The following is a 13,673-nucleotide window of genomic DNA, read 5'->3' on the forward strand; positions in this document are numbered from 1 at the left end:
ATTATTAGCTGGCTTATGGGTCTTTTTACAGCTCAACGAAGTTCTTTCTAACTATACCATTGAGGAGATTGAAGCATTTAGAGAGTTGGCTAGTTCGTTTTTTGGACAAACCATGTAGATACCTATGGCTATAGGGTATCCATCATGCTCACCAATAGACCTTTCACGCCCTTCAATAAAATCAGTGACTCACAAATCAAACGACTCGCCCAAGTTACCAAACTAAGCGAGAAATCGCTGGAACATTTTATCCTACAGCTTGAGTTCTTTTTCGATGACCTTGGGAAATTGCCGATAAATAGTGAAGGCGAGATAGACTTACCCAATCGTGAAAACCATGCAAAAAGACTGAGAGATAAGCTTCGTCAAATAAAAGATCTATCAAAGCAGTTGAAGAAAGAAGTCGATATCTATAATTTAGAGGTGCGGTTATCGGATGCCAAATCTAATAACAATGCGACCCTGAATTACTCTGTGCTTTATGAGGGCGGAGAGATCACTTTTGAACCAGCGGGTGATTTAAGCCCTCACTTTAATAGTGAGGAAGAACAAGAAAATATGGAAATCACTCTGAAGCAGAGTTTAGAAGAAGGTATGTAACCTGAGCTCTGTATAAAGAAATCTGTATCGTTTTGTTTTTATTATTGAAATGTAAATTCAATCTACAGTATTGCTAATTGTGTGTAGTTCAAGGCGGAACAGTTCGTAATAGCCAGTACCGACATACAAAACTTTCGTTACTGCGTTTCAATTTCGGGCTGTTTTAACGCAGAAATACGCATAAGTAGCAGTGCTGTAGAGGTTCACTTATGCAGAGCTCAGGTTATGTACCCTCATTAAAGTAAAAACGCCTCGACATTGTCGGGGCGTTTTTATAGGCAAAGATTAAAAATTTAAAGCTTAGCGGCTATTTTTTGCAATGCAGCTTTTACCTTACGGCTATTTTCAGGTCCCATACGGATCATTAGTTTTTGCGCATTAGGCAGCTGTTCAAGACGCTTATTTTTGAATTTGTAATTGACGCTGATTGATGTTAGTTCAATCGGTTGTTCGATAACGGGGGCTTTCAACATCTCATTAATCGCTTGTTTTAGACGCTGAGTGAAGGTGTCATTTTCATAACCAAGTTCTGCAAAGGCATCATTCAGCAGTGGTAACACATAGCGATAAGTTTTGAGCAATTGTTCTGAGTTCATAGTAGATAGCAGTTCAGCGTAAAAATCATATCTGTGGTAACTGTCAGGATCTAAATAAATCTTATTGTTCACTTCAAGAACAGAAAAAGATTGCTGAGGTGCAATTAATGGACTTGCTTTGCGCGCTAGCTGGCCATAAGCCAAATTATCAACAAACACCACAAATTGTCTGGCTAAGTTAGTACGGAGCAGCTGCTTGTCTAATGATAAGCCTTTGAAGGCATTCATAGTTTGCTGATACAAAAAGTCATCGCTTTGCTGCAGGCTAGGCAATGGCTCAGGTTTGGGCTCTTCTGGCTTTTTCACCACTGGTTGAGGTTCTGGTTTTGGCTCCACTTTTGGGGCTGGTGGCTCAGGGATTGGCTCTGTTGGCAGCGGAGTTTCTGGAAGTGGCTCAGGCGCTTTAACTTCTGGTTGAGTCACTTCTGGCTCAGGCTCAAGTTGCTGAGGTTCATCGCCTAGATAGTAATACACAGAAGCACTAATTAAGACCACTAAGCCAATGGCGCTAAACACTAAACTACTATTGCTTCTAGCCTGTGGAGCTTGAGAAACTCGATCGTCTTGATTCGCTTGCATAAGTTTTCCTTTTGGTACTTCTGTTATGTCATTCGTTGCAGTGAGGCATCAGTTATTACGAATGAGATTATATCTTCGCAAGATTGCTTAGCATGTCAATGCGTTTCAATAAAATGTTACATAATGCAATGTCTTTTAATGAAACATTTCTAGGGCGTGTTGATCTTTCTTGATTGTTTTTGCAGCGATAAATTGGTTATCTTATGCAAGGCGGAGTTTGTAAAGTGTGGTTGCTCCACATAAACAAACGATAACGCAGCAGAAGTGACCAATTTACGCTGTCTTCGATGCTTTTGAGCACTCCCTGTACTGTGTTGTGACCAGCTTACTTAGATGGCTAAGCTCACTGCTCATGCCTTGAACAGACAAGTGCTCAAATAGCACAAAATTTAATCCTGAAAGATCAACACGCCCTAAGGTATCACGCTTGAATATATTGGTCTTTATTGCCAAGCCAGCGAGCAATGATGGCGTCTACATTTTTCGGAGCTTGTTTTACCATGTGTCCAGCTAAATTTTGCACTTGTGGCACAAGGTGTTGATCACGCATTAAATCAGCAACTTTCATTTCAACTAACCCTGTTTGCTTTGTACCGAGCACTTCACCCGGCCCTCTGATTTCGAGATCTTTTTGAGCAATCACAAAGCCATCATTACTCTCTCTTAATACGCTAAGGCGTTGTTTAGCTGTTAAAGTAAGAGGAGATTTGTATAACATAACGCAGTGGCTTTCGATCGCCCCTCGGCCTACTCGACCACGAAGCTGATGTAATTGTGCTAAACCTAATCGCTCGGGATTTTCAATGATCATTAAACTGGCATTAGGGACGTTAACACCAACTTCAATTACCGTGGTTGCCACCAATAAATCCAATTCACCGCTAGAAAATTGATCCATAATAGCTTGTTTGTCTTTGCTTTTTAATCGACCGTGAACTAAACCAATTTTGAGCTCTGGTAACAGTTGCTTTAACTCTTCAGCCGTATCTTCAGCCGCTTGACATTCAAGTACTTCTGATTCATCAATTAAGGTGCAAACCCAATAGGTTTGACGTTTATTGACGGTTGAAGCATGACGAACACGCTCGATCACTTCTTGGCGACGTTGATCGGAAATGGCTACCGTTGTAACTGGAGTTCGGCCTGGTGGAAGCTCATCAATAATCGAAGTATCTAGATCAGCATAGGCTGTCATCGCCAACGTTCTGGGAATTGGAGTTGCGGTCATGATCAATTGATGAGGATAAAATCCTTGTTTGATCCCTTTTTCACGAAGTCCTAATCGTTGATGAACGCCAAAGCGATGCTGTTCATCAATGATGGTTAACGCTAGATTTTTGTATTCCACTTGCTCTTGGAAGATCGCATGAGTACCAATGATGATATGAGCATCACCACTAGCAATATCGGCTAAAGATTGTTCTCTGGCTTTGCCTTTTAATTTACCTGCGAGCCAACCGACTTTTAAGCCTAGAGGTGCAAACCATTCGGCAAAATTGTCAGCGTGTTGTTCTGCTAATAGTTCTGTAGGCGCCATTAATGCCACTTGATAGCCATTTTCTATCGCTTGTAATGCAGCCAAGGCGGCGACTAAGGTTTTTCCTGAACCTACATCCCCCTGAACTAAGCGCATCATAGGATGTTTTTGTTCAAGATCGCTGCCGATCTCTGCTACTACTCGTTGCTGTGCATCAGTCGGTTTAAAGGGAAGTTCTTTTAAAAATGGATTCAGTAATTGTCCTGTGGCGGGTAATGCAATAGCAGGATCTTGATTACTGCGCTGACGAAGTTTGAGCATACTCAGGTTATGAGCGAGTAACTCCTCTTGTACCAATCGCTGCTGTGCTGGGTGTTGTCCTAACTTTAATTCTTCTAGTGACACCGTATTATCTGGGCGATGTAGAACCCGAACTGCTTCAGCGAGTGGCAGGTTATTGGGGCGCAAGCTTTCTGGGATCAGCTCGGTTAATCCGCCTTGGCTCAACATGGTTAAAGCTTGCTCGGTCAATTTGATCCAACTGGCTTGCTTTAATCCTTCGGTGCTTGGGTAGATAGGGGTTAAGCTGGCATCCATTTCGATCGGTTGGTCAGGCTCAATCACTTTATAGTCAGGATGAATGATCTCTGCATGGTGTTTTCCGGCTTTGATTTCACCGTAGGCTTTCATTAAGCGACCATTTTGCATGCCGTTGCGCTGTGCTGCGGAGAAATTAAAAAAACGCAGGGTGAGTACACCGCTTGAATCTCGCAGTGTGCAGGTTAGCATGCGTTTACGACCATGAATAATTTGTGTCGATTGGATTTCGCCAACGATGGTGCCGTATTGTCCGGGAAACAAATCAGCAATTTGATATATGTGAGTGCGGTCTTCATAACGCATTGGAAGATGGAACAGCAGATCTTGAACCGTGCGAATGCTCAGTTTTTCGAGTTTTTCTGCGACTTTCTTTGCCACACCTTTTAATTCGGTGACAGGCACTTGTTCCAATTGCAGCAAGTGGTAGCGACCTAAAGTACTGTGAATTTATACATATACTATCAAAGTAGTTATTTATTACAACCAACCTTTCTGCTTGGCAATTCGAGCCGCATCAATACGATTACTGGCGTTGAGTTTGTTAATCGCTTCGGATAAATAATTTCTAGCTGTGCCTTCTGCGATAAATAGGCTACTGGCAATCTCGGCTGTGGATTTTCCGTCTGCAGCTAAACGTAACGCTCGGCGCTCTTTATCGTTAAGGAGATCTTGTTCACCGATGGCCATCATGGCCAGTTCTGGATCGATAATGCGTCTGCCATTCATAATTTGTTCAATGGCATGTTGCAATTCATCTGTTGGTGCATCTTTCAATAAAAAGCCACCCACACCTGCTTCTAAAGCGCGCTTGATGTAACCGCTGCGACCAAAAGTTGTGAGGATGATGACTTTGATTTTACTCTGTTGATCTTTGAGCCAAGTGGCTAATTCGAGCCCTGTTCGACCGGGCATTTCGATATCGGTGAGCAATAAATCAAACTCTTGGGTTTTGAGTAATGTTAGTGCTTCATCACCATCTTTGGCTTCGGTGATCTCGTAATTGCCTTTAATGGAGAGAAGGGCGGCAAGAGCTCCCCGTACCATAGATTGATCTTCAGCAAGCAAAATTCGGATCATTGTTGTTCCTTGTGTATATCTAGCTTGATTGTAAAAATGCAGTTTGGTGAGGTTTGATAGTCAAACTCACCATTGAGGGCTTTAATTCGCTCACGTATTCCCGTTATGCCATTGCCTTCTGAAATAGACTCACAATGTCCATTATCCATAACTGTGACTTTGAGTGAAGTTTGTGTTTGCTCAAAGTTAATTTCACATTCATCAGCCTGACTATGGCGCAAAATATTATTACCAAGTTCCGTTAACATGAGGCTTAACTGGCTTTCCACACGAGCAGAAAGTTGACTTGGAATATCACTCGTTAGAGACACCACTAATGATTTTTCTCGTAGTCGTTTACATAAATCTGTGACGGTATTGGCTAACCCTTTGCATTTGTAATCCGAAACGGTTTCTCGTATCTCGCTTAGTCCATTTCTAGAGATCTCAGCCAATTCACTCAGATGCTGTTGTGCTTCTTCAAGTCGGTTTTGCTGAATAAGCGTCTCTGCTAATTCGGCTTTAAGTGAAATGGATGACAGACTATGGCCAATTAAATCGTGTAAGTCTCTGGCGATACGTTCACGCTCAACGATGGTAGCAAGGGTTTTGATTTCTTCAGCTGATTGCTGTTTTTGTCTATTCGCGAGCCCCTTTTGACTGGATGCATAGCCAATTAAGCTCAATGCTAAATAGATGGCTGATGCGTAGCCAAAAAAGTAGTAATTTGGGAATAGCCAAATGTTTAATCCAAATAGCAGTAACACAATGATTGGGATGATGATGGCTAAGCGTTTTAGGGAATAATGAAAGCCACAGAAAAAGCCCACAAAAGAGAATAATGCCATTGAGCCAGAGTTAAAGGGAGTGGCGATAATGGCTAGCGTAAGCAGACCTAGTATTGGGTAATGTACTTGCTTAGTTGGACAACGGTAAGCTTGGAAATACACAAGGACATAGACAGGTATGATAGCAAGGCTAATGAGATCGTCTGATAGCTCTCTGGCATCAACAAACATAGGAATAAAATAGAAAACTAGATTACAAAGGTATAACCATGCAAGTTTATCTTTAGTCTTGGATTTGTTGTTGTTTTTCATGCCTTTCTCCATGTGTTCGAACTGTTATAACATGATCCAAAGAAGAAAGTCTCTTGTGACTTTCTTCTATACTCGTGATACTTAAAAATGCACTATTGATTTTGGCTTAACAGAAACTTAGCCCAGCTGTAGTTAGGATTTACCGTGACGGCTTGCTTCCAGTCGGCAATGGCTTGGTCTTGAAGATTTTCTTGCTGCTTTGCCAGACCACGCCATGTATATGCTTCGGCTTTACCCCAACAAATATTAGTACAGTCATTGTCGTATAAGCTCAGGGCTTTATCGGCGTATTTGATGGTGTTTTCCATACTGCCGCCAAACATGGCAGGCGTATTATAGGCACTAATGGCTTTCACCAAGTAAACTCTTGGATTTGTAGCATCCAGTGACTCTGCTGTTTTAATCGTTTGCGCTGATATACGACCTAATGTCATTCCTTTCATTGGGTCAACGGCAATCTGCATTCCATAAACTGCTGAAAGTAAGGCGTAGTTTTCTGAATCACTTTCACTGTCATTTAATTGCTCTAGTGTTTGTGCTGCTGTTTTTAGAGCTGATTTAGCGATATTACGCTGTCCTGAAATATTCGCTAAAATCGCTATACGATAATTCGCATACGCTTTGGCGTAACCCGTTGAGTTTTTGGCAAGCTCAGATAATTCCGCTCTGCTTTTACTATTCGACGCAATATCAATTTGTGAGATTGTATTTTCAGCATCGAGTGCCAATGCTGATGAAGATAAAAGTGCGCTAGTAGCGAGTAATAAAGTTTTCATGAATTGTTTCCTTACGGTTAATGTCGAGTACGGAAACAATTATTAAAGATGGGAGTAGAAAAAGGCAGGCACAAAGGTCATCAAAACAAGATGACAAATGTCATCATTAAAACAAGATGAAATGTCATCATTGGTGATTTGCTTGGAGCAAGCCACCGTGAGCCATTCATTTACGTAACGGCTTCACTAACAAGGTATGAAGTGTAGGCAAGATAAATGATAAGTAACACCACCCCTTCCATGCGACTGATGATTTTTCCTGTATAAGCAAAAGGCAGCATTAACAGTGACAGCCCCAGCATGGTGCTGAAATCAACCAATTCTAATCCATCAGCTGAGATTGGGTGAATAATGGCAGTGATGCCTAATACTGAAAGAATATTAAACAGGTTTGAGCCGACGACACTACCGATGGCAATATCACTTTCGCCCTTCAAAGCCGCAACAACGGAAGTGGCTAGTTCTGGCATACTGGTGCCGATTGCGACGACCGTTAAACCAATAATGATCTCTGAAATACCAAATTTACGCGCTAAATCAACGGCACCATCAACAAATAATATGCCACCACCGATCAACATTCCGATACCTACAACAATAAGTATCGCAGAGATGATTGGGGTATAGTTGCCTTCAGGAAGCTCTTCAACTTCGCCAGTTTTTTTTGCGTCGTAGTACCCGTAAACCAAATAGGCAACCAGTAACAAACTGAGTGCTGTACCATCAGCAATGTCTAATTCACCGTCTAGTAATAAACCACCAAACAATAGCGTGACAGCTATCATCAATGGGATGTCGCGTTTTACTATTTGAGACTGCACTTCTATTGGTCTAATGATGGCGGTAATGGCTAGAATTAAACCAATGTTGGCAATGTTTGAGCCAATGACGTTTCCTAAGGCAATACCTGAACTGCCAGCTAAGGCTGATTTTAAACTCACGGCGAGCTCTGGTGCACTTGTACCAAAGGCAACAATAGTTAAACCAATAATCAGAGGCGTTACGCCAAGGCGAAGCGCAATGGCACTGGCACCACGTACCAGAGCTTCTGCACCAATGGTGAGAATAAGAAACCCACCAACAATAGAAAGAAAAATCAGCATGTGTTGTTGTGAACGATAGATTGTAGTGCGCCTAGGATACGCATTTTTCGATGTAATTGACACAATATGTCAGTAATAAGTTGTTACTGGAATAGCGACTCTCCACTATTGGAGTCGATGAAGATATTCTCATCATCATTGTTGCCATTGACATATTCAGTGGGTTCTGTGCCCTTAATGAAATACTCAAACCGAGTGGTATAGTCAGTTTTGTGGGTCAACTTACCGGTTTTAAGATCGATGCGCACAGAAATGATGCCTTCAGGTGGCGTATCTGCCACTTCAGGCGTACCTTTTAACGCATCACGCATAAAGGCATTCCATGCAGGTCCTGCAGTTTTAGCGCCTGATTCCGCACCAGCAATTTGACCTTGACCGGCGTTGGCGTTCCAAGCTGTGCGCCCAAGTTCACGAGAATGATCATCAAACCCTACCCAGACTGTGGTAACCAGTTTGGGGTTAAAGCCACTAAACCAAGTATCTTTTGATTCATTGGTTGTTCCTGTTTTACCTGCAATATCACGACGTTTTACCGTTCTGGCGGCGCGCCATGCGGTACCATTCCAACCATTGCCTTTGCTCCAATTGCCACCACCGAAAATAGTGCTATTCAGAGCTTGTCGGATCAAAAAAGCAGTTTGCTGTGAGATCACTTGTTTAGCATAGCGGTGTGGAGTCGTGGGATTACACTGATCATTGTCATTTTGTTCAGGCTGGTATTCAATGCCTTGTTCGGCTGAAAGGGCAGCTAATGTTGCTTCCCATTTATCATCACTGTCATTTTGTTCAACGGGGGTACAAGCTAATGTTGGATGAGCTTGCTGAACAACATTATTGTCTGAATCTTTTATTTCATTGATAAAATATGGCTCTACTAAATAACCGCCATTAGCAAAGACACTGAAAGCTCTGACTACTTGCATAGGTGTAACAGCTGGCGAACCTAGTGCAATAGATTCGTTTTTAGGTAGCTCATCAGGTGTAAAGCCAAAATCCATAAGACGGTTTCGAGTTGCCGTAAGCCCTGCCATACGCAATGCTCTTACCGCCATGACGTTGATTGATTTTGCTAAGCCAACTCGTATTCGAGTTGGACCACCATACACATCTGGCGAGTTCTTTGGACGCCATGCGATACCTTGACGAATATCCGGTTCATTAATTGGGGCGTTATTAATTAACGTGGCAAGGGTATAGCCTTTTTCCAGCGCTGCTGTATAAATGAAAGGCTTAATATTGGAACCTAATTGTCGTTGTGCCTGAGTAACTCGGTTATATTGGCTTTTACCAAAGGAAAAGCCACCCACTAATGCTTCGATGGCACCGTCATGAGGATTTAAACTCACCATTGCACTCGATACTTTAGGCACTTGCGATAACTGCCATTGCTCATTGTGCTGCCTTATCCAAATCTGTTGTCCTGCATGCAAGACTTCGTAGGCTGTTTTCGGCGCAGGTCCTTGTTTACTGTCTGATATATAACTTCTTGCCCATTTGAGTCCATCCCAGTTAAGAGTGATAGGGTTTCCATCAAGAGCAAGCACTGTGGCTTGTTTTTCTTCTACTTGGAGCACAACGGCTGGATGTAATGATACGACTGGAGCTGTCTTTTTTAAGGTTGAAACAAGCGCGTCATGGGATGGGATCTCAGAAGGTAATGCTGTTGGCTGCCATAAGGTAGCGATTGGGCCGCGGTAGCCATGGCGCTCATCATAGGCAAAGACATTGTTCCTTAATGCTGATTGGGCCTCTAACTGCAGTTTCGAGGAAACCGTGGTGTAAACCTTATACCCTCCAGTATAGGCTTGCTCTCGACCGTATTTATCCACCATATAGTTTCTTGCCATCTCTGATATGTAGGGGGCATATAAGTCGATTTCAGCACCATGATAGGATGCAGTGTTTGGAGCATGAATGGCTTCATCATATTGAGCTTGAGTAATGGCGTTTACATCTCTCATCCTCAACAAAACAATATTGCGACGAGCCATTGCGCGACGCTCTGAAGTGATTGGATTCAACGTCGATGGTGCTTTAGGTAGACCTGCAATGACAGCGATTTCAGGTAATGTAAGTTCTCCAACGTCTTTTCCGTAATACACTTGCGCAGCGGCTCCGACACCATAAGCGCGTTGCCCAAGATAAATACGATTGAGGTAAAGTTCTAAAATTTCATCTTTAGTCAGTAATTGCTCAATGTGATATGAAATAAAAATTTCTTTAACCTTACGAATAATGGTCTTATCGCGGGTTAAAAAAAAGTTCCTTGCCACTTGCATAGTGATGGTGGAAGCACCTTGCTTCTTTTGACCTGTTGAGAGCATAACAAATGCTGCGCGAACGACACCAATAGGATCGATACCACCATGATCATAAAAGCGTGCATCTTCCGTGGCCAAAAAGGCATCAATCATGGGTTTAGGGATGTCTTCTAGCTTTAGTGGAATACGGCGCTTTTCGCCAAATTGAGAAATCAATTTGCCATCTTTACTATAAATTCGCAGCGGTGTTTGGAGTTGAACGGTTTTTAACGTTGCTACATCTGGAAGCTCAGGTGAAACATACCAATACGCCCCACCAATACCTGCAATCGCAAGAATGATAGAACTGATAAACAGTATCCCTAATCGTTTTATCCATTTCACGTAGCGTGTCTCAACTTATCGTTATGTCTTTTAATGAGAACAGTATAAACGGAAAAAGAGCCAATGTGGATGGCATGAATGTGTCAAATCTTCAGAAATGCGTCAAAATCTTGTGATTTTAATGGTCAATAATCAAACAGGCTTTGTGAAGATTAGCATTGAAAAATAGCATTTGGGACTATCTTCAAGTGGCGTTAATTTTTTGTTGATTTTATTTGTATTATAAATAAAAGTATTGAGAAAAATATTAGGCAGTGCATAATAACTATACTAATCTTATAGGTTCTCAGTCGAATGCGCTTAAATATTTTAACTTTTATGGTGAAGTGATAACGATATATGTTTTCAAACTTATGGAAGCGTTTGACTCCACAAATGGTCGGCATTGATATTGGCGCTCATGAAATCAAAGCTGTTTTGTTGAGTAAAACCACGGATGGTTACAAAATTAATAGCCATATTGCAGTTCCTGTTAAAAAAGGGGCTGTGAGTGACCATCATATTCTTGATGCTACAGCCGTTATCGAAGCTTTAGAACTGATTAAACGTCGTTTGCCTAAAACAGTAAAAGTGGCTGCTGCGTCTGTTTCTGGTTCAGCAGTATTAACCAAAGTCATTTTTATGGATGCCAATTTGAGCGAAGAAGAAATGGAAGCTCAAATTGAAGTTGAAGCTGATAGCCTGATCCCTTATCCCCTTGATGAAGTCAGCATTGATTTCGAAACCTTACAGCCTAATGAAACTGATATAAGTAAAGTCAATGTACTTCTGAGTGCTTGCCGTACAGAAAATATTGATGCCAAAGTTGACGCCCTCAACAGTGTAGATTTAGAAGCTAAAGTAATTGATGTTGAAGGCTATGCTCTGGGGCGAGCACATGAATTAATTTTAGGGCAATTACCAGACGATGCTTTTGATAAAGCCGTGATGATGGTGGATATGGGGGCAAATATTATGACGTTTGCCGTTGCCAAGGAAGGGGAGACAATCTTCACTCGAGAACAAGCTTTTGGTGGTGATCAATTTACTCACTCAATTCAATCGTTTTATGGTATGGAGTATGACGAGGCGGAAAAGGCAAAAGTTACGGGTGAGTTACCTCGGGACTATATGTATGAAGTGCTTTCCCCCTTTCAAGCCCAGCTTTTACAGCAGATCAAAAAATCCATTCAAGTGTTTTGTGCAAACACTAACATCGATAATGTCGACTATATTGTGTTGTCGGGTGGTACAGCTAAATTAGAAGGAATGGTGAATTTAATCACCAATGAATTGGGCATTCATGCCGTGATAGCAAACCCCCTTGAAGGTAATGTTACTGCAAATGAAAAGGATGAACTGGTACTAAAAAAACACATTAGCAAGTATATGGTGGCTTGTGGTCTAGCCTTGAGGAGTTATACCCCATGGCGAACATAAACCTGCTCCCTTGGCGCGAAGAAGCCAGAGAAAAGAAAAAACGCGATTATATGGGCGTGCTGGGCTTAGTGTTCATTGCAGCATGTGCAGTGGTGTATATCGGATTAATGTATATTGATTATTTGAAGTCTGAGCAACAGCAGCGTAACGCTTATCTTCAATCTGAAATTCAACTACTTGAGAGTCAAATTAAAGAAATACAGGGCATTAACCTTCGAAAAAGCGATATCGAGCGACGCACCGATATTATTTTGAACCTACAGCAAGCCAGAAACCTACCTACACATGTATTAGATGAAGTCGTTCGTATCACTCCTGCAGGGATTTATTTATCTACAATAGAAAAAAAAGGGGATTTGTTGTGGGTTGAAGGTAAGAGTGAATCCAATAACCATGTATCAAATATGATGCGAAAGGTTGAAATTTCAAAGTGGCTTCACGACGCCAATACCAAAGAAATTACGACTCAAGATGTAGAAACAAGACAGTTTCAGTATTTTAATATGAGAGTCATTATTGCCCCTGAGCCAGATAAGGGTGATCAACTTGATTTAGGAGGAAAGGGATGAACCTAGATCAATTCAATGACCTCGAATTTGAAAATATGGGGATTTGGCCCAAAGAGGTAAAAATCGTCTTTGGTGCTTTATTAGCGATTATTGTTTTAGTATTCAGTTACTATTTTGTTGTATCCGATGAAATTAAATCGTTAAGCCGAATGCAAGACAAAGAGCAGGAGTTACGGCAGTCATTTAAACAAAAATATCAAATGGCCTCTAATTTAAAATTGTATCGTGAACAATTGACGCAATTGGAAGATCAATTTTCAGAGCTACTGAAAATGCTGCCGTCACAAAATGAAATGCCTGGATTATTAGATGATTTGACCTTTGTCGCAACGGATGCAGGATTAAAAATCAATCGGATTAACTGGGAGCAAGAAATCCCTAAAGATTTCTATTTAGAGTTTCCTATTAAATTGTCGGTTAAAGGTGATTACCACGAACTAGGAACCATGGTCAGTAGTGTGGCTAAACTGCCTCGAATTGTGAGTTTGCATGATTTTGTGATTAAGCGAAGTTCGGACGGTCAACTTGAAATGGAGATTTTAGCGAAAACTTATCGTTTCAAAAATACCGCTTCCGAAGCATCCAATAAAAAGCAGGGAGGGAGATAATGAATCGATTAACTCTATGCTTTCTATGCTTCGTGCTATTGGCATTGTCTGGCTGTTCAAAAGATAGAGCTGATTTAGAATTATTTGTCACCACCACAAAAGCTCAACATGTGGCTCATATTCCTGCGATAAAACAGCCACCTAAATTTGAGCATTTTGCGTATCAGGCAGAGTTGCTTCGTAGCCCCTTCTCACCTCCATCTCGCGAATTAACGGAGGAAGTGATTGACTCGAGCAAAAACTGCCTTCAGCCTGATTTATCCAGACGAAAAAGTCGATTAGAAACCTATGCATTGGATAATTTAAAAATGCGAGGTTCGATTACACAAGATAACCGTATTTGGGCGTTAATTGAAACCAGTGATGGTAGCATTTACCGTTCAGGAACAGGCCAATACTTAGGCTTATATCATGGGCAAATCGTAAGAATATTAGGTAAGAGAATTGATATTATTGAGTTAATTCCCGATGGTTCAGGTTGTTGGACCGAACGGATAAGCACCATGGAATTAACCAGTGAATAGTGAAGTAAAGGACAAATTAAT

General features: G+C 41.5%; 12 protein-coding genes. 5 read left to right on the forward strand and 7 right to left on the reverse strand.

Annotated elements, in window-relative coordinates; all coding sequences use genetic code 11:
• The first annotated feature begins 144 nt into the window (after positions 1–144).
• Positions 145–600 (forward strand): hypothetical protein, encoded by a 456-nt coding sequence (locus D5018_RS12340; protein ID WP_121839308.1) that lies wholly within the window; start codon positions 145–147, stop codon positions 598–600.
• A 293-nt stretch (positions 601–893) separates the two neighbouring features.
• Here D5018_RS12340 and D5018_RS12345 read toward each other — a convergent pair whose 3' ends face one another.
• The 7 genes from D5018_RS12345 to D5018_RS12375 all read right to left on the reverse strand — a co-directional run bounded on the left by D5018_RS12345 (position 894) and on the right by D5018_RS12375 (position 10,532).
• Positions 894–1,775 carry a DUF3014 domain-containing protein gene (locus tag D5018_RS12345; RefSeq protein WP_121839309.1) on the reverse strand — a complete coding sequence of 294 codons (882 nt, stop codon included), beginning with the start codon at positions 1,773–1,775 and terminating at the stop codon, positions 894–896.
• A gap of 421 nt (positions 1,776–2,196) precedes the next feature.
• Positions 2,197–4,272, reverse strand: a complete 2,076-nt coding sequence (recG, locus tag D5018_RS12350) for an ATP-dependent DNA helicase RecG (RefSeq protein WP_121839310.1) — start codon at positions 4,270–4,272, stop codon at positions 2,197–2,199.
• A 57-nt stretch (positions 4,273–4,329) separates the two neighbouring features.
• The gene (locus D5018_RS12355; protein WP_121839346.1) at positions 4,330–4,926 is read right to left on the reverse strand and encodes a response regulator transcription factor; all 597 of its coding nucleotides are present in this window, start codon (positions 4,924–4,926) and stop codon (positions 4,330–4,332) included.
• Entirely contained in the window at positions 4,926–6,008 is a 1,083-nt protein-coding gene (locus D5018_RS12360; RefSeq protein ID WP_121839311.1) for a sensor histidine kinase, read from the reverse strand. Before D5018_RS12360 ends, D5018_RS12355 begins: the two co-directional genes overlap by 1 nt.
• Positions 6,009–6,100: 92 nt before the next feature.
• Positions 6,101–6,784 carry a tetratricopeptide repeat protein gene (locus D5018_RS12365; protein ID WP_121839312.1) on the reverse strand — a complete coding sequence of 228 codons (684 nt, stop codon included), beginning with the start codon at positions 6,782–6,784 and terminating at the stop codon, positions 6,101–6,103.
• Positions 6,785–6,954: 170 nt separating this feature from the next.
• The gene (locus tag D5018_RS12370; protein WP_121839313.1) at positions 6,955–7,887 is read right to left on the reverse strand and encodes a calcium/sodium antiporter; all 933 of its coding nucleotides are present in this window, start codon (positions 7,885–7,887) and stop codon (positions 6,955–6,957) included.
• An 83-nt stretch (positions 7,888–7,970) separates the two neighbouring features.
• A complete protein-coding gene (locus D5018_RS12375) occupies positions 7,971–10,532 on the reverse strand; it encodes a penicillin-binding protein 1A (RefSeq protein WP_121839314.1) in 2,562 nt (853 codons plus the stop codon).
• A 339-nt stretch (positions 10,533–10,871) separates the two neighbouring features.
• On the opposite strand from D5018_RS12375, the gene D5018_RS12380 reads away from it, so the two are divergent.
• The 4 genes from D5018_RS12380 to D5018_RS12395 are packed head-to-tail and all read left to right on the forward strand — an operon-like array spanning position 10,872 to position 13,652.
• Positions 10,872–11,951: a pilus assembly protein PilM gene (locus D5018_RS12380; protein ID WP_121839315.1), complete on the forward strand. Its 1,080-nt coding sequence runs from the start codon at positions 10,872–10,874 to the stop codon at positions 11,949–11,951.
• Positions 11,939–12,520 (forward strand): PilN domain-containing protein, encoded by a 582-nt coding sequence (locus tag D5018_RS12385; protein ID WP_121839316.1) that lies wholly within the window; start codon positions 11,939–11,941, stop codon positions 12,518–12,520. Before D5018_RS12380 ends, D5018_RS12385 begins: the two co-directional genes overlap by 13 nt.
• A complete protein-coding gene (locus tag D5018_RS12390) occupies positions 12,517–13,128 on the forward strand; it encodes a type IV pilus inner membrane component PilO (RefSeq protein ID WP_121839317.1) in 612 nt (203 codons plus the stop codon). The genes D5018_RS12385 and D5018_RS12390 overlap by 4 nt, the downstream gene beginning before the upstream one ends.
• Positions 13,128–13,652, forward strand: coding sequence for a pilus assembly protein PilP (locus D5018_RS12395; RefSeq protein ID WP_121839318.1), 525 nt, complete (start codon positions 13,128–13,130; stop codon positions 13,650–13,652). The genes D5018_RS12390 and D5018_RS12395 overlap by 1 nt, the downstream gene beginning before the upstream one ends.
• Positions 13,653–13,673: the final 21 nt, after the last annotated feature.

This window comes from Parashewanella curva (assembly GCF_003675895.1).
Taxonomy (GTDB): domain Bacteria; phylum Pseudomonadota; class Gammaproteobacteria; order Enterobacterales; family Shewanellaceae; genus Parashewanella; species Parashewanella curva.